This window comes from Sulfurisphaera javensis, from assembly GCF_041154675.1.
GTDB classification, from domain to species: Archaea; Thermoproteota; Thermoprotei_A; order Sulfolobales; family Sulfolobaceae; genus Sulfurisphaera; species Sulfurisphaera javensis.
Genome location: NZ_AP031322.1, coordinates 280,486 through 306,009, shown reverse-complemented (window position 1 = coordinate 306,009; position 25,524 = coordinate 280,486). Strand labels below are relative to the sequence as shown.

Annotated in this window: 23 protein-coding genes; 14 read left to right on the top strand and 9 right to left on the bottom strand. The window is 30.8% G+C overall.

What is annotated here, in order from left to right; genetic code table 11:
- Positions 1–29: 29 nt before the first annotated feature.
- From thiC to ACAM25_RS01535, 5 genes are all read left to right on the top strand, one after another.
- Entirely contained in the window at positions 30–1,310 is a 1,281-nt protein-coding gene (gene thiC / locus ACAM25_RS01555; RefSeq protein WP_369610602.1) for a phosphomethylpyrimidine synthase ThiC, read from the top strand.
- Positions 1,311–1,957: 647 nt separating this feature from the next.
- Positions 1,958–2,677: a hypothetical protein gene (locus ACAM25_RS01550; RefSeq protein WP_369610601.1), complete on the top strand. Its 720-nt coding sequence runs from the start codon at positions 1,958–1,960 to the stop codon at positions 2,675–2,677.
- A 379-nt stretch (positions 2,678–3,056) separates the two neighbouring features.
- Entirely contained in the window at positions 3,057–3,206 is a 150-nt protein-coding gene (locus ACAM25_RS01545) for a hypothetical protein (protein ID WP_369610600.1), read from the top strand.
- Positions 3,207–3,726: 520 nt separating this feature from the next.
- A complete protein-coding gene (locus ACAM25_RS01540; protein ID WP_369610599.1) occupies positions 3,727–4,386 on the top strand; it encodes a DUF3782 domain-containing protein in 660 nt (219 codons plus the stop codon).
- A gap of 773 nt (positions 4,387–5,159) precedes the next feature.
- Positions 5,160–6,593: a hypothetical protein gene (locus tag ACAM25_RS01535; RefSeq protein WP_369610598.1), complete on the top strand. Its 1,434-nt coding sequence runs from the start codon at positions 5,160–5,162 to the stop codon at positions 6,591–6,593.
- Between the two features lie 74 nt (positions 6,594–6,667).
- Here ACAM25_RS01535 and ACAM25_RS01530 read toward each other — a convergent pair whose 3' ends face one another.
- A complete protein-coding gene (locus ACAM25_RS01530; protein ID WP_369610597.1) occupies positions 6,668–7,165 on the bottom strand; it encodes a TRASH domain-containing protein in 498 nt (165 codons plus the stop codon).
- Positions 7,166–7,272: 107 nt separating this feature from the next.
- Here ACAM25_RS01530 and ACAM25_RS01525 point away from each other — a divergent pair, with 107 nt between their 5' ends.
- Together ACAM25_RS01525 and ACAM25_RS01520 are read left to right on the top strand one after the other, a co-directional pair.
- A complete protein-coding gene (locus ACAM25_RS01525) occupies positions 7,273–7,434 on the top strand; it encodes a YHS domain-containing protein (protein ID WP_369610596.1) in 162 nt (53 codons plus the stop codon).
- A complete protein-coding gene (locus tag ACAM25_RS01520; RefSeq protein ID WP_369610595.1) occupies positions 7,431–9,638 on the top strand; it encodes a heavy metal translocating P-type ATPase in 2,208 nt (735 codons plus the stop codon). The genes ACAM25_RS01525 and ACAM25_RS01520 overlap by 4 nt, the downstream gene beginning before the upstream one ends.
- A gap of 67 nt (positions 9,639–9,705) precedes the next feature.
- Here the strand turns inward: ACAM25_RS01520 and ACAM25_RS01515 are convergent, their stop codons facing one another.
- Both ACAM25_RS01515 and ACAM25_RS01510 read right to left on the bottom strand, forming a co-directional pair.
- Positions 9,706–10,050 carry a helix-turn-helix domain-containing protein gene (locus ACAM25_RS01515; RefSeq protein WP_369610594.1) on the bottom strand — a complete coding sequence of 115 codons (345 nt, stop codon included), beginning with the start codon at positions 10,048–10,050 and terminating at the stop codon, positions 9,706–9,708.
- A gap of 37 nt (positions 10,051–10,087) precedes the next feature.
- Positions 10,088–10,570: a hypothetical protein gene (locus ACAM25_RS01510; protein ID WP_369610593.1), complete on the bottom strand. Its 483-nt coding sequence runs from the start codon at positions 10,568–10,570 to the stop codon at positions 10,088–10,090.
- A gap of 126 nt (positions 10,571–10,696) precedes the next feature.
- On the opposite strand from ACAM25_RS01510, the gene ACAM25_RS01505 reads away from it, so the two are divergent.
- Entirely contained in the window at positions 10,697–11,320 is a 624-nt protein-coding gene (locus ACAM25_RS01505; protein ID WP_369610592.1) for a hypothetical protein, read from the top strand.
- Between the two features lie 742 nt (positions 11,321–12,062).
- On the opposite strand, the gene ACAM25_RS01500 is transcribed toward ACAM25_RS01505, so the two are convergent.
- From ACAM25_RS01500 to ACAM25_RS01490, 3 genes are all read right to left on the bottom strand, one after another.
- The gene (locus ACAM25_RS01500; protein WP_369610591.1) at positions 12,063–13,826 is read right to left on the bottom strand and encodes an AAA family ATPase; all 1,764 of its coding nucleotides are present in this window, start codon (positions 13,824–13,826) and stop codon (positions 12,063–12,065) included.
- Positions 13,827–14,033: 207 nt separating this feature from the next.
- Positions 14,034–14,471 carry a MarR family winged helix-turn-helix transcriptional regulator gene (locus ACAM25_RS01495; RefSeq protein WP_369610590.1) on the bottom strand — a complete coding sequence of 146 codons (438 nt, stop codon included), beginning with the start codon at positions 14,469–14,471 and terminating at the stop codon, positions 14,034–14,036.
- Positions 14,458–16,110 (bottom strand): MFS transporter, encoded by a 1,653-nt coding sequence (locus tag ACAM25_RS01490; protein WP_369610589.1) that lies wholly within the window; start codon positions 16,108–16,110, stop codon positions 14,458–14,460. The genes ACAM25_RS01495 and ACAM25_RS01490 overlap by 14 nt, the downstream gene beginning before the upstream one ends.
- A 175-nt stretch (positions 16,111–16,285) precedes the next feature.
- On the opposite strand from ACAM25_RS01490, the gene ACAM25_RS01485 reads away from it, so the two are divergent.
- Positions 16,286–16,822: a hypothetical protein gene (locus ACAM25_RS01485; RefSeq protein WP_369610588.1), complete on the top strand. Its 537-nt coding sequence runs from the start codon at positions 16,286–16,288 to the stop codon at positions 16,820–16,822.
- Complete coding sequence (locus ACAM25_RS01480) at positions 16,819–17,418, top strand: hypothetical protein (protein ID WP_369610587.1); 600 nt, start codon at positions 16,819–16,821, stop codon at positions 17,416–17,418. The genes ACAM25_RS01485 and ACAM25_RS01480 overlap by 4 nt, the downstream gene beginning before the upstream one ends.
- Before the next feature lie 138 nt (positions 17,419–17,556).
- Here ACAM25_RS01480 and ACAM25_RS01475 read toward each other — a convergent pair whose 3' ends face one another.
- Positions 17,557–18,657 (bottom strand): ATP-binding cassette domain-containing protein, encoded by a 1,101-nt coding sequence (locus ACAM25_RS01475; protein ID WP_369610586.1) that lies wholly within the window; start codon positions 18,655–18,657, stop codon positions 17,557–17,559.
- Positions 18,658–18,678: 21 nt separating this feature from the next.
- On the opposite strand from ACAM25_RS01475, the gene ACAM25_RS01470 reads away from it, so the two are divergent.
- A complete protein-coding gene (locus ACAM25_RS01470) occupies positions 18,679–19,527 on the top strand; it encodes a fumarylacetoacetate hydrolase family protein (RefSeq protein ID WP_369610585.1) in 849 nt (282 codons plus the stop codon).
- 13 nt (positions 19,528–19,540) lie between these two features.
- On the opposite strand, the gene ACAM25_RS01465 is transcribed toward ACAM25_RS01470, so the two are convergent.
- The gene (locus ACAM25_RS01465) at positions 19,541–20,623 is read right to left on the bottom strand and encodes a glucose 1-dehydrogenase (RefSeq protein ID WP_369610584.1); all 1,083 of its coding nucleotides are present in this window, start codon (positions 20,621–20,623) and stop codon (positions 19,541–19,543) included.
- A 59-nt stretch (positions 20,624–20,682) separates the two neighbouring features.
- Between ACAM25_RS01465 and ACAM25_RS01460 the strand changes: the two genes are divergently transcribed.
- The 3 genes from ACAM25_RS01460 (at position 20,683) to ACAM25_RS01450 (ending at position 24,512) form a co-directional block, all read left to right on the top strand.
- Positions 20,683–21,240: a DUF1404 domain-containing protein gene (locus tag ACAM25_RS01460; protein WP_369610583.1), complete on the top strand. Its 558-nt coding sequence runs from the start codon at positions 20,683–20,685 to the stop codon at positions 21,238–21,240.
- A gap of 34 nt (positions 21,241–21,274) precedes the next feature.
- Positions 21,275–22,492 (top strand): hypothetical protein, encoded by a 1,218-nt coding sequence (locus ACAM25_RS01455; RefSeq protein ID WP_369610582.1) that lies wholly within the window; start codon positions 21,275–21,277, stop codon positions 22,490–22,492.
- A gap of 79 nt (positions 22,493–22,571) precedes the next feature.
- The gene (locus ACAM25_RS01450) at positions 22,572–24,512 is read left to right on the top strand and encodes a 4Fe-4S binding protein (protein ID WP_369610581.1); all 1,941 of its coding nucleotides are present in this window, start codon (positions 22,572–22,574) and stop codon (positions 24,510–24,512) included.
- 9 nt (positions 24,513–24,521) lie between these two features.
- Here ACAM25_RS01450 and ACAM25_RS01445 read toward each other — a convergent pair whose 3' ends face one another.
- Positions 24,522–25,427, bottom strand: coding sequence for a DUF929 domain-containing protein (locus ACAM25_RS01445; protein WP_369610580.1), 906 nt, complete (start codon positions 25,425–25,427; stop codon positions 24,522–24,524).
- Positions 25,428–25,524: the final 97 nt, after the last annotated feature.

Sequence of the window (25,524 nt, the reverse complement as noted above, 5' to 3'; positions counted from 1 at the left end):
TTTATAAGTTACTTATATGAATTAAAATCATGGCTATAATTGATGATGCGAGAAAAGGTATAATTACAGATGAAATGAAAAAGATAAGTGAAATAGAGAAAGTATCAGTAGAAAAAATTAGGAAGAGAATTGCTGAAGGAAAAATTATGTTAATAAGAAATGTAAAGTATCCTTCCAAGAAGATTGTCGCAATAGGAAAAGGCTTAACTACAAAGGTTAATGTAAATATTGGTACATCAAGCGAAGTAGTAGATCTACATATGGAATTAGAGAAAGTTAAGGTAGCTAATAAGTGGGGAGATACTTTAATGGATTTATCTACTGGTGGAGATCTTGATTATATAAGGAAAGAAATTATAAGGAACTCAGAATTGCCAGTAGGCACTGTACCAGTTTATCAAGTATTTATAGAATCTTTTAAGAAAAAATCAGGTGGCGCATACTTTACTGAAGACGAATTGTTAAATACTATAGAAAAACATTTGAAAGATGGTGTAGCCTTTATGACTATTCATGCTGGCTTAACTAAGGATCTTGCAATAAGGGCTCTAAAAAGTGACAGAATAATTCCTATAGTTTCAAGAGGAGGAGATATGATAGCTGGATGGATGATTCACAATAATTCTGAAAATCCATATAGGAAAAATTGGGATTATATTTTAGAAATGTTTAAAGAATACGATGCTGTCATATCTTTAGGGGATGCCTTAAGGCCTGGAGCAACTGGAGATGCGCATGACGAATTTCAAATAGGTGAATTATTAGAGACAGCTAGATTAGTAAAAAGTGCTTTATCTAAAGGAGTCCAGGTAATGGTAGAAGGACCAGGGCATGTGCCGTTAAACGAAATAGCTTGGGATGTAAAATTAATGAAAAAGCTAACTAATGGTGTGCCATATTATGTTTTAGGACCTCTACCAATAGATGTTGGAGCTCCTTATGATCATATTGCTTCAGCTATAGGAGCTGCTATTGCTTCAGCCAGTGGTGCTGATCTTTTATGTTACCTCACTCCAGCGGAACATTTAAGTTTACCAAATGTGCAACAAGTCGAAGAAGGAGCAATTGCTTATAGGATAGCAGCTCATGCTGGTGATATAGTTAAGCTTGGTAAGAAATCAAGAAAATGGGATGATTTAGTAAGTTATTATAGAGGAAAATTAGAATGGGATAAGATGATTTCCCTGTTAATTGCCCCAGAAAGAGCTATGAAAGTTTATACTCAATTTGGCAAACCTAAAGTAAAAGCTTGTACTATGTGTGGAGGTTATTGCCCCATGATGTGGGCATTAGAACAAGTTAAAAAGTAGATAGATGATTATATACTACATTAAAGTAGAAATAATTTCATTATGTCATTACTAAGATATAAATTATTTCTATGATTTTCTCGATAGAATTTAACCTTCATTATACATAAACTTTCTTTCAACCTTAGTGTAAAGACTATAGATATCTTAATTTTATTCCTTAATGGAGTCATTCAGGGCTCCATTGCTAATTGTAAAAAAATCAGTAACAGTAAAAAAATTTTGAGAATATTTGCAAGTGATTGGGATAAGGGCAAGGGCATTACGTAATGCCATCAACACAATGAATATAAAAACAATCGTACTCACAATATACATATTTTCACGTATTTCTTCACTGCATTATTATAATTGAATGAGATAAATACAAATAGCAATGAAAACCTGAATTACCCCTTAATGGCTACACAATGAATAATTTCTACGATTTCTCAAAATGTTTTAATAACATATGAATCTTCTCTTTGATTTTTATAAATAGATTATAAACACTTTAAATTTTTTACATACTTAACGACACTTATATAAGTGGGGAGTATGCAAAATTTCTGACCAAAAGATTTATTACTGAACGCTATGAATGATTTTTTAAGATTTATTTATATTCGAAAATAATATATCTAGGTAAGTCATTTGAATTTACAAATATGTCAATTCCATGGAACGTTATTGATGACAAGAATATTTATTTGAGTCATAAAGAGTATCTTTCTAAGATTAGTTCTATAAAACCTATTTATGAAGATACTAAACAGATCAACATAAAGAAAACATCTCCTCTCCTATTGTTTACTTATACTATACTTTCAATTATTATAATTTTTATTTCCTTTTTTTCCTTCTATCTTTTTTCATTAATTCTCATTCCTTTATGGTACTTATTAGGCACTGAAGTGGCAAAGAATGTTGATCCTAAATTTCTTTCTTTTTACTTATTATTTTCTTCTATATTCTTTTTAAGCGAAAAAATTGGAATTATAGTTTTTATTTCTTTTTCTTTACTTCTTTATTCATTCTTTAGTCATAGAAAAGGAAAAATGTATTTAGCATTCAGTGTTTCTGCATCAAATCTATTGTATGATATAATAATAGATGAAGCTCCTTTCATTTTATTCAAAAGTCAGCTTAGGTTATCTCCTTATAAGTTATCTTTATCTCTTTTAGGAAATCATGAAGGAGTAATATTTAACGATTTCATAGAAATTTATGCAATAAATAAAGGTAGAGTAGGAATACTAGTATGCATTGAATATTATCTAAAAGATCTAAGAAAAAATAAATTTAAGGAATTTTTAGATTTCCACTTTGAATATCTAAAGGGTTTTCTGATTTCAAAATTAAATCAAAAAGAATGGGTCTTAGGTTAAATGCTTAGCTTTCTTAATAAAGAATAAATTACAAGAATGAATGAAACTAGAGATAGAATAAAGTCCATTAAAAAAGTAGAACTAAATATAATATAGCCATTGTTAGAGTTAAGATTACTACTGATAATTAACGCTACTGATAATGAAAATAATAGAGACAAAATTAGTCTTTTCATAATTCCTCGTAATACGTATCTTTTTAAAAATATTACTATACACTCGTACGCGATTTCAAAAATAAAAAAGATAGAACAATTTGAAGTATTATCTACTCAGTTTTTTATAGTATGCTTATGCATGTGTTGAAAAATTTATTTATGTTAAAATGATGGACATAGTTTTTTAAACTATAATATACAATATATAAATGATGAAAAATATGATATTAAAATCAAAGAGCAAAAAAGTAGAGCTTCCACTATATGACCTAGCAAAATTACCAGATGAGTATCTTAAAAACGAGTTTCCAAGCTATTACAATAGCATAAGAAAAAGAAAAATGGAAGATCCTTTAATATATCTAATGTAATTTTACCTTTTAGTTATTTGTTTCTCTTCATATTTCAATTATGATAAGTTTTTAACTGTTCTCACATTGTTAAAGTTCTAAAACTTTCCGATAAATGTAAAAATCTTCTACAAGATGTATAATATCTTTTAAACTTTGAATAGGATATTGAATTCCTTAGATATTATAAATAATGCTGTTCCTTATATCGTTAATAAATCTGCCAATCTTTTATTAAAGGTAATTATAAGTGAGTTTGCACTTATCATGAAAAACAATATCTATCTAATAACTACGCTATAAAACATGAAAATAATTACAGATAATATTACATTAGATTTAATTATCGGAAACACTTCCATATTAAGGAATATATGCTTATTTTCATATAAAATAATGAGCTTAAATTAGCATACTAATGGATCATTTTCTAAAAATATAACGTTTATTTGAGTAACTCCCTGCGACTTAGTCGTTTTATGAATTCTCAGAATAATGAATATAGTCAAGTTTTAATTGAATAAATGCGATGTTTAATTAGATGTCATTACAAGAAGAGATTAAGAAAGTGCTAAAGGAGAACCCATCAATTATAGTGGAGGCTTTAATGCAAAAACCAGCAATTTTATATGAAGTGTTAGCTAAGTTAATGCCTTGGCAAACTCTCCTAAGCGAAGTAGAGAAGTTAAAAAGTGATGTTGAGGAGATCAAACGCAATATGGCAACTAAAGAAGATCTCAAGAATTTGGTTACGAATGAGGACGCTAAAAACTTTGTTACAAAAGATGAGTTCAAAAAAGAAATTAATAGACTGGAAACAATAATAGTGGGTTTGGGTGCCAGATGGGGACTAATAGGCGAGGACGCTTTTAGACGTGGGATGTATGAGATTTTAAAGACAGAGGGCTTTGACGTTACTTATGAAATTCTTTATGATAAGCAAGAGGATGCTTATGGAGAACCATCAGATGTTGAATATGACATAGTGATAAAGGATCATGAGATAATAATGGTGGAAGTAACCTCGGCTGTGAAGAGAGGTGACTTACCAACAATAAAGAAGGAAAAGGAATTCTACGAAAAAGAGAAGAATGTTAAAATTACAAGAGTCATAGTAGTAACTCCTTTCATTCATGATAAATATCCAGACAAGGTAAAAGCAATAGCAAAAACAATGGGCATTGATATAATTTTCCCGTGAACATGTGTCCATATTGTCATCAGATAGTTGAAAATTTTATTATGTAATGTATCTTCATCAAGATAAGACGAAATTAAATAACTAAAGAGTTCTAGAAGTAATTTATATCTTTATGATAACACTATTCTGTTTTAAGTCTATTTATTTAATAAAATTATTAATAAAAATTGTTTAACACACTCAAAGGTTTGTCTTTCAGAAAAGGTTCAGTTGCTATAACAGCGTGAGCTAGACCGAGAGGATCTGTTTGCTTAATAGAAGTAAGTTAAATGTTAGAAAAATTAACGGGTGATAGAATTTCAATCGTGGTTTCCTTAAGAGGATAAATAATTACTCCAATATCCTTTATCCCAGCGTTAACGAGGTTTCGAAAGCGTATAGAACCATTAGCTATTTATAAAGTGAGCTTATTATCAGTATAAGTTAAAGGCTTAAGACGAGTATCAGAACCACCGGCTAATATTATAAATAAAGCGTGCGTGTCCATAGCATCGTTAAATGGACGTAAATTATTTTTAGAACATTCAAGTATAGGTATTTTCCCATTTAACTTAATGAAGAGAAATAAAATATGTAAAATTTTTAACTACATAAAGACGCTATGTAAAACATTCTTATACTCTTTGGTTTTTCCCTGTTCAATATTTTGTTTTTGCTTAAATCTTTATAAGTAGAATTTTTCTCAAGTTTTTATTGAAATAATAGAATTTTTGGGCACAATTCTTTTATTTTGATTAATTTTAAATACTTCTTCATTGTTGAGCTTATTAAGTATGAATCCTATTCTTTATGACTTTAAAAGATCATTCTTACGCGTTTCAGTACTTTTATTTCTAATAATCTTTATTGTAGGTGGAATTGGACTAACATACTTAGCATATAAAACTCTTTCACTTTCGTCATCAGCTCTATATAGCTTTAATTTTGTAGGTTATGCAACTTATTCGAATATCACGCATAGTCTTCATGTTTTAGGATTAGTGTTTGATAATAATGGTAATCCCTTATCTAATGTTAAAGTTTATCTTAAGTTGATTTATCCTACAGTTTCGAATATTAATATCGTATATTATAATAGTGTTAAAGATCCCGAAATGTATTCTTTTACTACTAATGCTTCTGGAATTTTCTCATATAATTTAACATCTATAAAGATACCATTAACGATTGTCTTAATAGTAAATTATAATAAACAGAATGAGACTTCTATTTCCCTTGCTAGAATTGCTCCGTATTCTTATCCTAGTGGCCCTATTTATATTTTTACATTTGAAAATATTACTGAATTTACTAACACACCAACATCTTTCATTTCACCATTTGGACTAGGTGAATCCTTCTTTTATGGATATCCAATAATTACAATCTTTGGATATAACGGAGAAACAGCTCATTTAATAGTAGCGGGTAATGGAACTTTCGCTGTAAAATTCTACAATAAAGTTGGTGGAAAATTATTGGGAGAGACAAACGTTACTGTAAATGGAATTGGTAACTTCATTATTCATATTCCTTCTGGAACCAGTTATATTAGTGTTATTACCTCTAAGGTATATACTCAAAATTTTAGGTTCTTACCAATTCCAGAAATTGAAAGTGAGCTAGGAGAAGCAATGTTCTCTAGCGCAGGAATATTCTTATTTGGGTTTGGTATAATCTTTATTTATATTGCATACAGTATATTTGGAAGACTTAAAAACGCTGGATTAATTTTCATATTATCTAAACCGATAACTAGGACTCAGTTTTATTTGATTAGGTATTTTGCAGGAATCTTATCAATTCTCTTATCATCCCTTGTGTTTAGTTTAGCAATAGGAATTTCTTCTTTAATTTTACTGAAGTTAGTTCCTTCTTTACTCATTATCTATTTCTTTATATCTATATTTGTAGGAATTATAGTTTGGTATACACTAGAATTCTTCTTATCAACATTACTATCACCAATAGCATCTTTAGGACTGGGTATAGTATTATATTTTATTTTAAACGTTTTATTCTCTATACTAGTATTAGTTTTCCCTAAGGATGCTATATCATTACAATATTACATAAGTCCGACATCTTTACAAAGTGCATTAACATATTACGCTACCAATTATAACTTCTCTGGATTTAACGTAGGAATTAGTATTTTATCGGAAATTTTGTGGATTACCATCCCTCTGCTTATTGGAATATGGAGATTCAGAAAGATGGATATGTGAACTGACTTCCTCCACGCCCTGAAGGGGTGAGGCTTTCTTTCCACACTTTTTGTAATGTGGACATCTTTATCTCTCTATTCTTTCTGTAATTTTTTCTTTAATTGAGTTTGACAAGTTTTACAGCAAGTGTAATAGACTTTTTTTCCTATCTTTAAAAGAAATGGATTTCCCTTAATTTCATTACCACAATAATCACAATATAATTCACTCCTTTCGATTTTCTCAGTGTTCATTTTTTCTATAGATAGGAAGAATTTTTCAGCCTTAATATCTGAGAGTCTCTTATGTATTTCTTTCATATCACCCTTTACTAAGCTCAGAAACTCACCGTTAATCAATTTGTAACACTCAGAATTTTCCAAACATTTGTCAGAAATTATAAATGCTGTTAACTCTCCTTCTTCATAATAGTCTACTGTGAACTTAACCCCTTTTTCTTTTAATGAATGAATTATTTTTGCTACAGTTGCTCTACTAATGTTTAATTCTTTTGCTATTTTGCTTGCGCTTTTCCTTGAGTCTTCCTTTAACATTTGTAAAATCTTATATTCAAGTTGATTTACTTTTGCCATTATATATCCTTTATGAATTTACACTTTTATTTTTATGACGAAGATTTATGGGATAAAAGTCTCTTTGTAAACGTTGAATAAATAAACTTTGTAAACAATTTTATCATATGATAGATCCAGTTTGTGGGATGGAAGTAGATGAATCTTCTCCCTATAAGACAATGTATAAGGGAAAAGTTTACTATTTTTGTAGTCCACATTGTAAAAAAGCGTTTGAAAAAGATCCGGAGACCTATTTAAGAGAAGGACCTAAGGGGATGCCAATGTGAGTTTGAGGATAAAGAAGGAGGAAGAGTTAAAAATAATTGGAATGCATTGTGCAACTTGTGTTAATACTGTTTCAAAAGCAATAAAGAGTGTACAAGGAATTGAAGATGTTAATGTAAATTTAGCCTCTGGAGAGGCAAAGATAATTGCTAAAGATAACGTTAAGCTTAAAGAGGTTATTAATGCTGTCAGAAAAGCTGGGTATGATGTAATAACACAAAAAGCTACACTTAAGGTTCACATAAGTGAAGAGGAAAGTGGAAAATTAGTTAAATTAATAGAAAGTCAAAAGGGAGTTATTGATGTTAAGATAAATCCAGCATCTGGTATTATAGTTATAGAAATTAATCCAGTATCTACTTCTGCTGAGGAGATTGTTGAGAAATTGAAAGAACAAGGATATAAGGCTGAAATAGTTACTCAAAGTGTAAAAGGTAAAAGTGATTTTCAAGACTTATTGAAAAGATTAATTGTTGGAGTAATACTTTCTCCCCTTATTCTCATTACCCCAGTATACTTACAATTTATCTTATCTATTCCAGTACAGTTTTACTCTGGACTAAGATTCCATTTAGGTTTCATTAGGGCATTAAAGAATAAGACAAGTAATATGGATACTTTAGTTTCCCTATCTTCAAACATTGCATGGTTTTACAGTGTACTTTCTCTTTTCATTTTTCATACTCAAACTTTCTTTGATGCGTCTTCTTTATTAATTACTTTCATTTTGGCTGGAAAAACTCTTGAAGCCTACATTAAAGAAAGGACAAGTAATGATATTGTAAAACTTCAGTCAGTAAAAGCTAGAGTATTAAGAAACGGAAAAGAAGAGATCATTAATGATGTAAAAGTAGGTGATATTGTAATAGTTAAGTCTGGAGAGGTAATACCAGCTGATGGAGTGATTGATGAGGGAGAAGGATATGTTAATGAATCTATTTATACCGGAGAAACTTTACCAGTGCTAAAGAAAAAAGGAGATCCAGTAATAGGTGGTTCAATATTAGTTTCTGGTTACTTAAAGGTTTATATTACAAGAAGTGGAAATAGAACTTATCTCTCTCAAGTAATTGAAGCTATAAGAGAGGCTGAAACTACAAGGCTACCGATACAAAGTTTAGTTGATAAGATTTCATCAATATTTGTTCCCGTGGTGATCTTAATTTCTGTAACTGTCGGTTCCTTATGGTATCTTTTAACTCGCTCCTTAGATTTTTCAATCCTTATATCAGTCTCAGTATTGGCATCAGCTTGTCCATGTGGTTTCGGTTTAGCCACTCCTATGGCTATAATGGTTGGAATAAGAAAGTTAGTGAAGAAAGGTATTATTATAAGAGATGGAGAAAGTTTAGAGAAATTACGTGAAGCAAAATACATAGTGTTTGATAAAACTGGTACTATTACAACTGGAGAGTTTAGTCTTAAGAAGGTTGGTGATGAAGATGCAATTAAGTTAGCTTCTGCTGTAGAAAGGTTAAGCTCACATCCAGTGGCAAAAGTAATTGCTTCAATTTCTAATTACTCTGCAGAAATTAAAGACTTCAATGAATTTGAAGGCGAAGGGGTTTATGGCAAAGTAAATAATCATGATGTAATTGTTGGCAAGAGAGAGTTTATACTAAGGAACTGTGAGGGAGATTTAAACGCTGATATATTAGTCTGTGTTGATTCAAAAGTTAAAGCTGGATTTATTTTAGAGGATAAGCTAAGGGAAGGAGTGAAGGAGTTAATAGATGAGCTAAAGAAAAAATATGAGATTATAATTGCAACCGGGGATTCAAGTAACTTTGCAGATAAAATAGGTGAGATTTTAGGGGTTAAGGTGTATAAAGGTTTAACGCCAGACGATAAGGTTGAATTAATAAAGAAATTAGGAAAAGCAATATTTATTGGCGATGGAGTTAATGATGCTCAAGCTATAAAAGAAGCTTTAGTGGGTATTGCTGTCTCTAGTGGTACTGATATTGCTAAATACGCTGGAGATATAATAATACCTTCTGTCCTCTCTTTAAGAGACCTCTTAAATCGTTCTAATAAAACAGTAAGGAAAGTAAAGGAAAATATAGTATGGGCATTTACTTATAATGCTATTTTAATACCTATTGCCTCTGGAGTCTTGTATCCTTTTTACTTACCACCAGAGTATGCAGCCTTAGCTATGTCAATGAATAGTGTTTCAGTAGCTTTATGGAGTTTTATTCAATAAGATAATTTAGCATGTTTCTTTAATTTATTATTTAATGTTAATTTCAAGATTTAATATATTTCAAATTTTATTTATTATTATTATTTTTCTTTTTTTCTTCATTATTAATATAAATATATCTCTTACCATTTTCGGATTTTACTTTTAATTTCCCTTTCTTTATGAGACTTTTTATCTTCCTATAAGCTGTAGCCTTAGGTAACCCAGTCATTCTCATCACATCACCTAAATTCTTTGCACCATTCTTAACTGCTTCTAATACAATTACCTCTTTATCATCTAAATTGTCTTTATCTACTAAGACTACTTCCTCACTATCTTTTTCTTTTCTATTTATAATGAACCATGAAATGAAAAAAGCCAAAACTCCCAATAATATATCGATTGGTATAAACTGTAAGAGAGTTATCACATGATTAGATATGGAAAAAATAAAAAAAGATTTACTTTTAAGATACATATCTTAAACCTACAATGTTTCCATCAAAGGTTAGAGGTTGCGCATTAGACGAGACAGTATAATATATTGCCACTGAAACTGTGTAAGTCCCAGTATTAAAGTAAAGCGTATCATTAGCAATCCAGCCAGTTATATTAGAGCCCCCGATAATTACTCTTGAATACGCAGTTGAATTTACTACTGATAACACAATAGTGAAATTGGAAAACTCTTGCTGTAGTATTTGTTGATTTTCTAACACAAATTGGTAATCTCCACTTTTCTCTATATTAATTGTTATAGTTGATGTAGCATAACCATACTGGCTTGTTGTTAAATTTCCTAGATTAATTGTTATTAAATTAAATTGCGCATATGAAGGATTAACTGTAAAAGTTACATTTACCAGATTTCCAATAAAAACGAAAGATGCTAAAGCTACTAAACTTACTGTTATTCCTATTATAGCTGGAATTAATATTTTTGTCTTCATTTTTTCTCAAGTTACTTTCTCTAAAAGGTTTCATATAAAAGTTGGCTCGGTTTCAAAACAAGGTTATATATAAACTTTTCTACTGAAACCATACTTTAATATATAACTTTATTCAGATATACTCATATGAAAGCCTATATTTCGATATTTATAATTCTAGCTATTTTAATTTCATTAGTAGTTTATTCATTTTATACTCAAACACTATTAAATATAAAATTCTCAATAATTAAGAATAAAGAGAATAATGTTAAAAGTGAGCATTATATAAATATTAATAATATAGTTTTTATTAGAACATATAACATTAATCTGACAGTGAATATTACAAACCCTTCAGAGTATTATAGCAGTAAGTATATTGGAATACTCTCCTTAAACGTAACACAGAATACAATCCTGTTATTTAATCTCTCTGAGGGATACATAACCTTCATAAAGAACACTCCAAGCAATTGGAAAAACATTACCTTTTGTATATCCTATAATTCAAATTTGTATTATATTGGTTGGCATTCTCCTAATAATAGTTCCATGTTACTTTATTATAATATTTTCAATTTATCTGGCGGACTTTACGGTAACTTAACCTCAGATAATTATTACTTACTTGTACCATTACCCAAAGGATATTATAATATAACCATTTTCTTTGGAATTCAGGGCTTTATTCCCCAACAATCCATAATTCCTTTATTCACAATAAATAATACGATAGTAGATTATGCAAATATTACTCTTGTTAATTAGACTTTAGAAGTAAAATCAGAAAACTGCCCAATGTAGCATTTAAGGCCAAGGGGGGTTCCAAAGTTCATGAATACAAAAATAGATTAGTAAATGAGCCAAGAGTAGAGCGTAAGAAAACAAGAGAACACCCTTATTAATGTTTATGTTATAGGACTTCTTATATCGCTGGATATGAGTAAAATTCTTACGTTCTCGTAATTTGAGTTATGAGCACTCGGAATCTTAGTTTTTCCCAGTTTTAGCAATATCATTCTTAAATTAAATAAGATTATATAGTTTACTAGAAATTAACTTTGGTAATAATATTTCTTTTTTCAAATAATAATTATATTATAATTATCATAAATAAATTTAATGATATCTTTTAATTTAGTATTAATAATAATAAGTATTAAAACATTAAGAGCTTATTACCTTAAGGTCTGGCTATATATAAACTTTTCTCATGAAACCTAAGTTTTTTGTGAAAGCTAGTCATAAAGATTAACATGAGAAAATACTTTTAATAATCTTCGTTAATATTTTAATTATATAGATATTATTTTATTTAATTTATAAATACATTTTTCACAAATAATTCCAGTTTTAAGATAAATGCCAATAATTCAAATTAAATTATAATAAAGTTTATAAATTATAAAACACAATGATAATAAAATTAAAGTTAAACAAAGTAATGTATGAAGCTTTCTAGAATGAACTAATAATGGATATATGCTAAAATAATTACAGTAAAACAAACTTATAGTCTCTGAGCTCTAAAATCTTCATACATTTTCACAGTCTCTTTATCAACACTAGGTTTGACATTGGCTAAAACTTTAACAAAATCATTAAAGTTTATTTTTGTTCTCACTACTCCAGTCGTTGTAGCTTCTTTTAATAAATTTCTCCTTATTTCATCAATTACCAATTTCAAATCAGCTGGAGTATAACCCTCTGTAATCTTAGCAACTTTCTGAAGTGTATCTTCATCTACTTCTAATCCTTTACATAGTACTTTTAAAACTTCTACTCTTCCCTTTTCGTCTGGCGGAGGAACATAAATTATTTTATCAAATCTCCCAGGTCTAAGGATTGCTGGATCTAAATCCCAAGGCCTATTTGTAGCACCAATTACAATGATATCCTCATTCTCTCTGACACCATCCATTTGAGAAAGTAGTTCAGTTAATGCAGTTCTCCATTCATTTTCTCCTCTTGCCCTAGCTATCATATCTATTTCATCTATGAATATTACTGCTGGAACATTATCTCTAGCTATATGAAACTTCTCAGCAATAATTTCACCAGCATTAAATGGACCAGCTGATGAAATCTCTTCTCCAGAAAGTATTATGAAAGTTGCGTTCAGTTCATTTGCTAGGGCCTTTGCAATACTTGTTTTACCAGTCCCAGGAGGGCCATAAAGTAAGATTCCCTTAACAGGTTTTATATTAAGTTTTTCGGCAATTTGTTTGTTTTTTAAAGGCAATTCAATGGACTCTCTTATCACTTTCTTAACATCTTCTAAATCACCTAAATCATCCCATTTAACATCTGGGACCCCAAAGGGTTTTTCTCCTAATTTATGTCTCGTGTATTTTTTGGCTATGTTCTCAAACTTTATTAATGTTTGAATTGATACAGAGGGTTTGTAGTCCTCTAATGCTTTTAAAAAGTCCTCAGTAGTTGGTTGTCTTCCTTCTTTTTCTGCCTTAATTTTTACCTCTTCAGCTATTTCCTTTATATCAGCTGGAGAAAGTCTATTGCTTCTCTTAGCTAACTCTCTGCAATCTACATTCTGAGTGTAACCACACCATATTTCTTCCCTAGCTTTTTCATCCGGCAAAGGTACGTAAATGACTTCATCAAATCTGCCTGGTCTTAAGAGAGCTTCATCGATCTCTTGTGGTATATTAGTAGTTCCTATAATTATTATTGGCAAATTTTTATCATGCAAATCTTGAAGCCTCATAAGAAAAATGTTAATTAACCTATGAGTAACCTCATGAATGTCTCCTTCCCTTTTTAAAGTAAAGCTATCTATTTCGTCAATAACAACTACTGCTGGTGCATTTAATTCTACTGTATTAAAGAAGTTATCAAGTAAAAATTCGCTTTCGCCATACCATTTACTCATTATATCTGTAGCTTTTAATTCAAAGTAATTCCACCTAAGTTTGTTTGCTAGGGCCTTTGCAATACTTGTTTTGCCAGTTCCTGGTGGACCGAATAAGATAACACCATAAGCCTTATTCTTTGTCGTTACATATTGAGCTATTTCTTCAAGTCTCTGTTTTAATTCCTTCATATCAAATATCTGGTCCCAGGTTATAGAGGGTACTCTAATCATTCTTTTCTCTAATTGTTTTTGCTGAGAATGACCTATTCTCATCATTCTCATAAAATATATTAAATAAATTAGGGGGATAACAAAGGTGAGTATTACAATTCCTAACTCAATAAAGTTAATATACTGTGAAAGTAAAGAAGAAGAGTTAATCACCGTGCTGTTAGTTGACATAATAAATATTAAGTCTCAGAAAAATATTTGTCTTACTCTTAATTCCGTTTATTTCACTATATCCAACAGAATTTTATGACCCACAAGTCGGGAGAGATTTTCAATAATCTTTTTAAGATAATAATTTATGTATCATAATAATTAAGAATCTTTTTTAATGATGATTTTTAGGGGAGATGGATTGATGACAGTGTGGTTACCAACTGATTATTCCATTTCTTCGAATCTCTTTAGTACTTTAGATAGAGAATCGATAATGATAAGAACATCACTCTCTTTTAGATCTTTAGTGACTTCCATAGCTAAACCCTTATAAATTTCAATGCCTTGCTTAAATGTTTCAACTCCTTTATCTGTTATTTCAATTAGTATTTTTCTCCTATCCTCCTTATCCCTAACTCTTTTTACTAGCCCCATTTCTTCGAGCTTATCAACTGATGCTGTAATTGCAGATTGAGTGACGAAATATCTATTTGCTAAATAAGCCATAGTTTTAGGACCATCAGTAATAGCTCTTAAAACTAAAAAGTCTAGATAAGAAAGCCCTAGCTTTCCTAATCTCCTATTTAACTCCCTACTCATAGCCCTATATATCTTAGCAATATTTGACATTACTTGAATTCTATCTTCATTACTCTCTAACACTTTGCCTCACCTCAGTTCCTCTTAATGCTGAAGCAATTGCAGCTATAAATACTAATATAGCACTTATATAAAATGCATTTCTTAAAGCGTACATAAATGCTGGTGCAATAGCAGTAGGAAACCAAGTACGTTGTTCCATTATTTGGATAGCTGATTGTGGAATACTAACACCAGGGGGTAGAGACGCTAACATAGTCTTTACTGGATCATAACCTAAGAAAGCAGCAAATAAAGCACCAGTTACTGGTATATGCTGAGCGTAAGGAACTAATTGAGGTGCTCCCGCTTGAATTAAAGCATTTTGCAGTGCTGATGGCAAAGATGAGGTTAAAGATATTATCACAATAGTAAAGAATATTGCAATACTCATAGTTTGCCCCGTATTCTGCAAAGTAGCTCTCATGCCAGAGGCAGCTCCTCTATGCTGTGATGGTACACTATTCATAATTGATGCTGTGTTTGGAGAAGCAAACATTCCATTACCTATTCCTAGCATAAAGATAATTAAAGCAAATTCTAGGTAGTTGAAGTCATAAGGTAAAGTTGTTAACAAAAGAAATCCTATACCTACAATGACCATGCCAAGAGTAGCTAAAAGTCTACTACCATATCTATCTGAAAGCCAACCACTAATTGGTCCCATAGTTACAAAACCTAACATTAAGGGAATTGTATAAACTCCAGCCCAAAATGGAGTTTCTGAATAAGGTATACCATGTAAAGGTAACCATATTCCTTGAAGGAATATTACTAACATAATCATTAATCCTCCATAGGCAACTGATCTTAGAAAACTAGCAATATTGGCAGCGGCGAAAATTCTTATCTTAAATAGTTCGAGCCTAAACATAGGGTATTTTACTTTAGTTTCAGCGTAAATAAAACCAGCAATTAACCCTAATCCGCTAATTAAGGATGCAATGACGTAAGGATTGCCCCAACCTAGCTGTGAGGATCCATAAGGTAAGAGACCATAAGTTATTGCAATAAGAATTAAAATTAAACCACCAGCAAATAAAGTGTTTCCTATCCAGTCTATCTTTTCGTTTTTGTTTGGCTTTGAGAGCTCTTTTAACTTAGAATAACTCCATGCAGTACCGAATAAACCAACAGGAACACTAACTAAGAAAACATACCTCCAGTTTATAGTTGAAAGTATTCCTCCTAAGATTAAACCAATTAATGAACCAGCTAAAGCCGCTATTTGGTTAATTCCTAAAGCTTTTCCTCTCTCATTTGGGGGGAAGGCATCAGTTAAAATCGCAGCACTATTAGCAAATAAAAAGGCACCACCAATACCTTGAACTACTCTAAACAAAATTAGTTCTAAAGCACCTAAGTCACCAGTATTTGGTGTAATAAATAGAAGAATAGAGCCTATTGTAAATATTAAAAAACCTAAATTATACAACCTTACCCTTCCATAAATGTCTGAAAGTCTTCCGAAAGAAACTAAAAGAGTTGCCGTTACTATGTTATAACTCATTAAAATCCAAAGAAGGTATTGAAAAGAGGTGAAGGGATTAATGTGGATTCCATTAAATATCGCTGGCAAGGATATTATTGTAATAGTACCATTTATTGATGCCATTAAAACTCCAACAGTCGTATTACTTAATGCAATCCACTTATACTGCATATGTACATACTTAAAATTTAAGCTTTTAACTTTTTCATAATAAAATGATCAGAGATTAATTTTTAAAGGATTAATTTTTCAAAAAGAGAATACTAAGTATCACTAGCTATTTTATTTAACACATTAACAAAATTTGATAAGTACATTTAAAAACTACAATGCTAAAATTCATCTTATGAAAAGGAGAACAATAATTTATGGAGTTATCTTTTCTATAGCATCTTACGCAGCCGCTGCAGTTCTAGCATTAGGTATAGGTGCTTATGTATTAAGCTCTTTTGCTGACCCTATAGTAACCCTTACAGTACCTTTAATTTTAATATCAATAGGATTACAAGCAATGAACGAAAAATTTAGCGTATTACTTTTAACGTTAATTAATGCAGCATTATATGCTGCTACTGGATTACTCTTTATGGTTCCAACTTTAATAATTGCTGGCGTTGTAGATGAGGTAATAACTTGGTTTGTTGGATATAGAAGTTTTAGAGCTGTTCTAATAAATACAACAGTAGTTGGAACTCTTGCTGGAATTTTAAGTGTAGTTTTTGGAATAATAATGGTTAAACTTTATGGTGTAACACCCTTCAATGACCTTATGTTAGCTTACATAGTATTCACAGTGATATATCTAATAGAAAGCGCAATAATGGGTATAATATCTTATAAGTTGGGTTCATATTTACTTAAGAGTGGAATAATTAAGGGATGAGCTTGCCAAAGTCAACTTTTCTCTATTCAATAATTTTTCTTGTAATTGTTGCTGTAGAAACAACCATATACTCCACATACTTTTCTCTTATCATTACTGGAGGACTTATTTATAAAAGATGGAGAATATTAGTAGTAGAAGTTATAATTACTCTAATCTCTTTTATATTTCTTCATTTGGTTGGAAGAGAAAGTTTATTTATTTACACGATAAGAGCAATTTCCTATATTAACCTTTATTTTATAATGAGTGAATATGTTGATTATAACTCAATCATAAACATTTTAGGAGAAAAAGGAGTTCCATTAGTTGTTGGGTTTGCGTATTATCCTCTTTTTTACAGAATAGCTTCTGAAATAAGTTTTAACGCTAGGGCAAGAAAAATTGGTTTCCATATAACTAAGTTAGTGTTACCTCTTGTTGTTCAGATGGTTAAAGTAGCCGAAGATCTTTACACTTCATATACGATAAAACTTTACGGTAAGTTTAATGGAAAAAGAAACTTGAAACCGACTAGAATGGATTTAATTCTCCTTTCATTATCATTATTATTAGTGATGATTAACCTTGCAACTGAAGGGATGAAGATCACGTAGGCCACTGATTTATTCGTTATAAGATAAATCTCAAGCTACATCAAGGATAGTAAAATTTAACTTGTTATTCAACTTTATATAGGACTATCTATTCAATACTTTTATCATCTAATGTTATATATCTTTTGAGTTCAAATTCTAACTATTTAATTTTTCCAAATCGATTATTGTATTGCAAAGAGCAAGAATATCTTCGTCATGAGTTGCTATAATGATTCCTCTTTTTTCTTCCTTCAAAATTTTTATAGCATCATAAAAAGAAATGAGTGCATCACCATCCATTCCTACTGAGGGTTCATCTAATCCAATTACTTTATATTTTGAAGCAAATGCGGAAGCAATTAGTACTCTCATTTTTTCACCATAACTGAGTGTGAAAGGACTTTTATCAGCCTTATCTTTTAAGTTGAAGAGTGATAGAGCGTAGTCATCTTTTACTTCAACTTTTACGGTTTCCTCAAAGAACTGAAGATCAGGGTTTTGTAAGACAAGGTAAATTTTTCCTACTAACTTCTTTAACCTTGTAGTTTTCCCTATTCCATTCCTTCCAACTAAACATACAACTTCACTTTCCCTAACTCTTATTCCTTCATAGTTAAGTAATTCTTTACCTACGTCCATCTCTATTTTCGGTAGAGAAAATCCTCTAAGTCCTTCACTTTTTAGGAAATTTTCATCATATAATTTTTCTTTATCTATCTCTCTTATATCTCCATTCTTAATTAAATAAGCTCTAGAAATAAGATCTCTTATCTCCTTAATTCTGTGTTCAGCTATTAAACTTCCTTTAGGAATAGCACTTTTAACTAAATTTACTGCATATTTATCTAGATTCGCAAAGGGCTCATCGAAAAGAATATGTTTGGGTTTAGAAGATACTACCGTAGATATAACAAATCTCTTTTTATAACCATCAGATAGAGTATAGAAATCTTTATCGAAGTATTCTCCCATAATTTCTTTAGCAATTTTGAAATCAACTGAATGAAAGAGCGATTGTAGCTTTAACTCGTCTTCACAAGTTAAGGCTAAAATTTGAGTTGAAGGATCTTGAAATACCGCAGATAATTTTGAATAATCTTTTGATTTACAGAAATCCTCTCCATCAATAACCACTTTTGCATTACCATAAAGACATAGAGCATTCTTTATAAGTGTAGTTTTACCGCTCCCATTTTTACCCACTAATCCTATAATCTCATCATCGTTTATGGTCAGCTTATCATTTATAACTAACACAAGAATTATAAGTGAAGGGAAATGAAAATAGCTTACGGTTTAGTTGAAGGAGGAGAAAGGAGAGTTTTAATTTATCAAGATGGAAAATACCTAGAAATAGAGAAGGATGGACTTGATTGTGTAATGTCAAACCCTATTTCATTCATTAAAGCTTTTGACCTTTTATCTCAACTACCAAAAAGAGAGACAAAAGTTATAAAGCTCTTACCTCCAGTTATACCTAACAAGATATTTTTACCAGCAGTTAATTTTAAATCACATTCTTCTGAAACCTCAATGAAACCTCCTTCATCTCCTTATTTCTTTACTAAGTTTTCTAGTAATTCAATCATAGGACCTGAAGATCCAATTTTAATACCTAAAGGAGTTAAAAGAGTTGACTACGAAGGTGAAATAGGAATAGTTATTGGGAAAAAAGGAAAATATATAAAGAAAGAAGAAGCCTTAGATTATGTCTTTGGATATACAATAGTTAATGACGTTAGTTTTAGAGATTATCAATTTCCAGAAATGCATCCTTATGGTTTAAACTGGGTTATGGGCAAGGCTTTAGATACAGCCATGCCAATAGGTCCTTGGATAGTTACTAAAGATGAAATTAAGGAATTTACTCTAAGAATTGTAACTAGATTAAATGGCAAAGTTGTTCAAGATGGAAATACTGAAGACATGATATTTTCAGTTGAAGATATGATATCTTATTTAAGTCAAGGAATAACTCTTGAACCGGGAGACATAATTACTACTGGTACACCAGCTGGAGTTGCTGAGTTTTCCGGTAAAAAATATCTTGAGGAAGGAGATATAATAGAAATTGAAGTTGAAAAGATTGGAGTGCTAAAGAATTTTGTGAAAAATGATTTAAAATAAAAACTTCCTCCTCTTACCATTGAATAACAGTCTTTATTTCTCCCTTAGGTTTACTTATAAGAACTTCTGGAGCCTTATCTACAGGAACTTTTGACGTTATCATTTTTTCTAAGATGTCTAAATATCTACTTCTCCAAATACTTAAGTAATTTAAAGCTCCTTGAAAGTCTTTTTTACTCGCATTAACGCTACCCATTACTATAATGTTCTTTTCAACAATTGCTGTAATTAAATCAGAAGTTATTTCATATTTCTCTCCTTCAACCGTGCCAAAAAGGATCAACGCTGAATTTGGCTTCATCTTATTCATTAAAGGTATAAAGGCTGAAGGAACTCCACTAGTGTCTACTATTAAATCTGCGTTAGGCAATTTTTCCTCTGTCTCTGTCTTGGAATTAATAAACTCAGCCCCTAGCCTTTTAGCAATATATTCCTCAATTGGTGAGGGATCCCTCTTATTTATTATATAAACGTTAAATCCCAGCGTTGTCAAAATTAAAGAAAAGAAAGTACCGATAGGACCACTCCCTACAACAAAAGCGTTCCTACACTCGAAAGTAGAATCCTCACATGTCCATACCATTCTCCTTTGAACAAAAAGTAATTCATCAATTGCTTTCACAACGTTAGAGAGAGGTTCAGTAAGGACTGCAATCTCTTTTAATTCGTCTGGCACTTTCACTAACCACAATTCATCATCTACAAACTCTTCTCTCATGAAACCATGTTTTCCTCTTATTCCCGCTTCAACAAAGTTTCCAGTCTCACAAAAATCTTGCCTACCTATTTTACAGTTTAAGCAAACTCCACAACCTCTTCTTACTACTGGGACTACGTAATCCCCTTTCTTTAAAGTTGTAACATCTTCTCCAACTTCTTCAACAATTCCTAATTCTTCATGACCTAAAATTAGAAAATTGTAACCATTAGGAGGATAAGTAAAGGTGATTTTAGCATTAACAATTCCTCTGTCAGTACCACAAATACCAGTAAAAATTGATTTCACTCTGACTTGTCTTTTTCCTAAAGGTTCCTTAATGTCAACGTCCTTTACTTCTACTCCTTGTTTTTTAGGGTTTACTATAACTGCTTTCATACCTTTCTTTTAGTTTTTGGAGTAAAAATTTTTTATGTAAAAATTCTAAAATGGTGAATATGAGAAGGCTATCTAATTCAAAAGTTTATCTAATACCACCAATAGTGTTAATCTTAGCATTTGTAAATCCCTTAGTAGAGGAAATAATGTTTAATCAAGAAGGAGTGTTTATGGCTTCTCATTATGCATTAGCCATTGCTGGTGGGCTTTTAGGTTATTATTACTTTTCAGGAAAAAATTATTTTGCATATTTGGGTTCTCTCTTAATAGTTTTATGGCATTTACCCCCTCTTTTTGTATTAGGCGGGGGAGTTTTATTGTTTAGGATTTTGGACGAGATATCTATTCTGGCTGGTGGTTTCCTTATTGGAATAGCAGTTAGACAAATGAAATTAATAGAGAAAATTTTGCTTTTTGTCTTATGGATGTTAGGAGATACAACATTAGCTGTAGTTTTAGTAATTCAATATCCATTCTATACTTCTCCTCCCTTATCTTATTCGCCTTATCCAGCTTATGAAGAGCCCATCACTGGATATGTAATGATAATTGCGATGACAGCTATTCTTGGGTATCTGGTATTTAAGGCGTTTAAGAACCTTCACATTTTTGGCTAAAACGTATAAACCACTAAGTATATGAAAGAGTAAGATGAAAGCTTACGACCTACTAGCATATCTATTAGAACATCTAGAACCAAACTCAGTTACAGCTTTAGTCACAACTGAAGGTATACCTTTAATGCTATCAAAGGATAGTGAATATGACGTTACAATATACGTTTGCAAAGACGAAAACGTGAAGAAATTTCATAAAGTTTATGATAAACCAACAATTCATAGGGCTGTAATTGAACTTTTAGAAGAACTTTCTAACTATATAGGAAAAGACATAGAGGAACTTAACATTACAAATACTGTTAAATTTGAGGACTGCGTGCCTTCTAGACAACCATTGCCTAGAAAAGAACACAAACCACAAAGGAAAAATGTAATAGATACGAAAAGTCTCATAGAGGAGATGAAAAAATTACCAGCAGAATATAATATAGTTCCCTTATTTACTGAAAACGGGAAATTAATAGCTTTTGTGCCAGAAAATCTGTCTCTAATTTTAACTGACAAGATAGTTAAAACAGTATCTAAAGTCAGTGATGGTAATCTCTCCCAAGTTAAGATTGATCCAGTAACTTTAATTTATGTAATTTCTACATTAAAATTTGATTTACAGAAAGGGACACCTTTCTCTCAATTAGATAAGTACTCTTTCTTTTCAGCCTTATACCAGGATATGGGAGATATCGGTGAAGGTGAATTCCACGGAAGAAAAATGATAAAAAAACAAGGTAAATTCTTCTCAGTAACCACCAGAGGAAATCTAAGGCCAATTCCTCTAGAATATTTGGATATATCAAAAGAGAAGAAAAACACTTTGCAAGTAGGTTATTTTGTTCATGATGGAGAGAAATTCATAAAACTTAATTCATTTGACCTATTAGATTATCATGAAAAGAACATTTTCACCATTAACGCTTATTTATTTTCCTCATTCATAGTTAGCCAAAAAGACTTTACCATTGATTATCAGAATTTTGATAAATTGTTAAGCAATTTTGTTAATTCAATTTTATCAAAGGGAATTGGAGCAAAGTACGTTAAGGATGTATTTGAGTTAGAAACTATATTATATGATATCCAATTAGTAAGAGCAGTTTCTGGGAATTCGATATCAATAATTGATCCCATTTCCTTCTGGTATTATAAAAATAAAGGAGAAGAAGCAAAAGTCTGTGATTCTTGCGAATTAAAAGATAAAGTAGATTTATGGAACCGAATTATAAAGAATTTTTACAGAGAATTTTTATTATAAAAATAAACTAAACCGTATTTTTTACTTTATTGTTAATTATAATTACAAAGTTTATAAACTAAACGTTAAACTAATAAATATGGAGTTAAATCTTCTGTCCTATGTTGTTATAACGTATATAGTATTAATGATGGCAATTAACTTCGCAATCTTAGGATATATTCTAAGAAAAGAATACATTAATAGAAGAGCAGTATTATTCTTTACCTCTATTATCCTCTACATGGGAGTTGAGAGTATATCTCTAGGTTACATTATCTTTTACCATGGCAGTTTATTTATAGAACCATTAGTCTTATTCCTTGCATCAATACCCTTAATCTTTTCAGCGTTAGTAAAGAGTGAAGTAGTTAGAGTTAAAACTTCAAATTCATTATCGCTTCTTTTATCGTTCTCTGTAGTTTTCGATGAAATTGCAATGGGTTACTTATATGCATCAGCTTTTGGCCCTCACATGTTTAATCCATTTATTGACGCTGTAAGTAATATAGCATTTGGAATTATGATGGTTGCAGATGGAATTTACTTCTTATTAATATCTAGAGTTAAGGATATAATTGAATTCTCATTAGCTACTTTTGCTATTTCAATGGCTTTCTTACCATCAATTTTTATTGAACTTCCAAAAATCGCTGAGTTTATCGCTTCCTTAATTTCAACTGTAATAATGATAATAAATATTGTGACTTTATACCTTATTGAAATAAGAAGAGTGACATTTCAAGGACAGTTAATATCCTTATCATTAGCTTTCTTCGATTTCTTTATGATGTTAGGATTATCGACTTTTGCCTCCCTTAATGACATGTGGACTATAACTATCTCTATAGCTTCTTCAATGGTTTGGTATTTCTTGTTAGTTCTTCATGAATTTCCAAATAGAAGAATTGAGACGAAATTAAGATATCCTTTCGTCTTTTTGGTCTTAGTAAACTTAGCAGAATTAACTATGGGATTTGGAGAGAGTGTTCTAGGATTTAACATAACTAATAGTTTGTTCGTCACTTCAATGAAGAAAATGATGATGAGTAATATGCACATGATGATGAGAAGTCCATTTTCTAATCCATTCTGGTGGCTATTCCCCATAAACCCACTAGCAATGGGATTAATGTTTATTCATGCTACTCATAACGTTTTAATCAATTCAATTTTAACATCTTACATGTTTGTAATGGCTACAACAATGTCTCCTTTTTACGTAATAATGATGGGGGCAGAAATGAGTTATTTAGTTTATGAGAGATATAAACATGCTAAGAACTTAGGAGTAAAGAGATGGGCATTAGTTATCCTTTTAGGAATACCAATTTTTGTGATATTAATACCATATTACACTAACTTTTATATCTTCGGAATGAGTGGCATGATATTCCCAGTTACTTTGTTGCCCTTCATAATCTCATTATTAGCTGTTATGATAGCTTCAACACTGTTTGGAAGAAGAGCATATTGCAATACTGTATGTATGTCTGCTCATATGTGGACAAACATATTTTATGACCAATTTAAGCCTAAAAAGACTAGTAAAATATGGGACTATACCAGATGGATATTTGTTGTAATAATGGTAATAGCTTTTTCAGCATATATAGCTATGGAACTTAAACTGTGGATCCCACCAAAAATTGGAATGACAACTTTAGATCCTCTAAACTTTTACGGAATGTTCACTTTAAATTACATTTGGTGGATATTTTACTTTTTAACTCCAGTCTTTGGAACTTATAGTTGTGCCAGACAAGGATGGTGTGGCTTCGGAACTTTTACGGGAATTTTTAATAAAGTACTATTTAGGGTAAAGGCTAAAGATGTGGAAACTTGTAAAGTGTGCCAAACTAAAGCCTGTGAAAGCGTATGTCCAATTAAAATACCAATATCTAGGGACGTTATTGAAAAAGGTTATACTAACAGAATATCTTGTGTGGGCTGTGGGGATTGTGTGGAGGCATGCCCTTATGATAACCTTGAAATAATTGATATAACAAGTTATCTACATAGAAAAAAGGTAAATATATAAATTTTTTATTTATAATTCTTGCTCAATTATATTGTATATTTGTTGTCCTTCGGCTTCTATGAAAGATAATTGTGCTGGAACATTATTATTTTTAACATATTGTAATATTTGGGACGGTAATGTTGGACTATAACCATTAGAGGCTGCATATTGCGCTAACAATCCAGGCATACCATAGTTAATTGTTTGGTCATAGCCCATTATCATCCATGTACCATTAGGACCAGTTATAATAATTGTAGAAACTATATGTGGTGGATTTCCTAAGTAAGCTATAGCTTGCGTTCTTCCAGGGAAAGGTGTTTGGATTTGATACTGATATACTAGGTTATAAACCCATGAAGGAGCTGTCTTATTGAGTTCATTCAATTCAAAATTTACTAAGCTACTGCCAGAATATGAAATTATTGTGCCATTAGGAAGAGAAGCTGTATTGTTATTATTGTAGATTCTTCCTAGTAAATATATTGGGTAAAACTCTACACTACTATTAGATTTGAATGAGTTAAATATTAAACCTGGGACTTTGCCGCTAATTGGGTTTTGTTGTGGTGAAATAGGTAGTTGCTCCAAATCAGAATATGTAGGAGTAACATTCAGTATTCCGAAATGACTTAAAGCAATATATAATCCCCAAGAATCTGATGCACCAAAAGGACATCCGTACCAGCTAATAAAATACACTTCGACAGTATTATTGGGAGCATAATCTTTGTTTGACACTTTTACAAATTGAAAGAATGGTCCCTGAGAATTCTGAGATGAAGTAGATAAAGAGTTATTATTAGAAGTTGAAGAACTATGAATCATTGGTAAAGTAAAGAAAATAACTAAGACAATAAATAATGCAATAAATGGAATGTAAAGTAGTTTGCTTTCTTTACTTTCTTGTTTTTTGCTTTTTCTCTTTGCCATTAGGATATAAATGATAATTAAGGTAATTAATCTTTTTCCAACTAAGACTATATTAAACTGTTAATGGATGTTTTATTAATTTGCTCTCTGAAAGAAA

Coding starts and splice junctions, on each gene's coding strand:
- ACAM25_RS01450 (WP_369610581.1), top strand. CDS start 22,572: ATGGAGTTAAATCTTCTGTCCTATGTTGTTATAACGTATATAGTATTA.
- ACAM25_RS01530 (WP_369610597.1), bottom strand. CDS start 7,165: ATGGCAAAAGTAAATCAACTTGAATATAAGATTTTACAAATGTTAAAG.
- ACAM25_RS01545 (WP_369610600.1), top strand. CDS start 3,057: ATGATATTAAAATCAAAGAGCAAAAAAGTAGAGCTTCCACTATATGAC.
- ACAM25_RS01510 (WP_369610593.1), bottom strand. CDS start 10,570: ATGAAGACAAAAATATTAATTCCAGCTATAATAGGAATAACAGTAAGT.
- ACAM25_RS01505 (WP_369610592.1), top strand. CDS start 10,697: ATGAAAGCCTATATTTCGATATTTATAATTCTAGCTATTTTAATTTCA.
- ACAM25_RS01535 (WP_369610598.1), top strand. CDS start 5,160: ATGAATCCTATTCTTTATGACTTTAAAAGATCATTCTTACGCGTTTCA.
- ACAM25_RS01490 (WP_369610589.1), bottom strand. CDS start 16,110: ATGCAGTATAAGTGGATTGCATTAAGTAATACGACTGTTGGAGTTTTA.
- ACAM25_RS01470 (WP_369610585.1), top strand. CDS start 18,679: ATGAAAATAGCTTACGGTTTAGTTGAAGGAGGAGAAAGGAGAGTTTTA.
- ACAM25_RS01500 (WP_369610591.1), bottom strand. CDS start 13,826: ATGTCAACTAACAGCACGGTGATTAACTCTTCTTCTTTACTTTCACAG.
- ACAM25_RS01485 (WP_369610588.1), top strand. CDS start 16,286: ATGAAAAGGAGAACAATAATTTATGGAGTTATCTTTTCTATAGCATCT.
- ACAM25_RS01445 (WP_369610580.1), bottom strand. CDS start 25,427: ATGGCAAAGAGAAAAAGCAAAAAACAAGAAAGTAAAGAAAGCAAACTA.
- ACAM25_RS01550 (WP_369610601.1), top strand. CDS start 1,958: ATGTCAATTCCATGGAACGTTATTGATGACAAGAATATTTATTTGAGT.
- ACAM25_RS01465 (WP_369610584.1), bottom strand. CDS start 20,623: ATGAAAGCAGTTATAGTAAACCCTAAAAAACAAGGAGTAGAAGTAAAG.
- thiC (WP_369610602.1), top strand. CDS start 30: ATGGCTATAATTGATGATGCGAGAAAAGGTATAATTACAGATGAAATG.
- ACAM25_RS01455 (WP_369610582.1), top strand. CDS start 21,275: ATGAAAGCTTACGACCTACTAGCATATCTATTAGAACATCTAGAACCA.
- ACAM25_RS01480 (WP_369610587.1), top strand. CDS start 16,819: ATGAGCTTGCCAAAGTCAACTTTTCTCTATTCAATAATTTTTCTTGTA.
- ACAM25_RS01525 (WP_369610596.1), top strand. CDS start 7,273: ATGATAGATCCAGTTTGTGGGATGGAAGTAGATGAATCTTCTCCCTAT.
- ACAM25_RS01460 (WP_369610583.1), top strand. CDS start 20,683: ATGAGAAGGCTATCTAATTCAAAAGTTTATCTAATACCACCAATAGTG.
- ACAM25_RS01540 (WP_369610599.1), top strand. CDS start 3,727: ATGTCATTACAAGAAGAGATTAAGAAAGTGCTAAAGGAGAACCCATCA.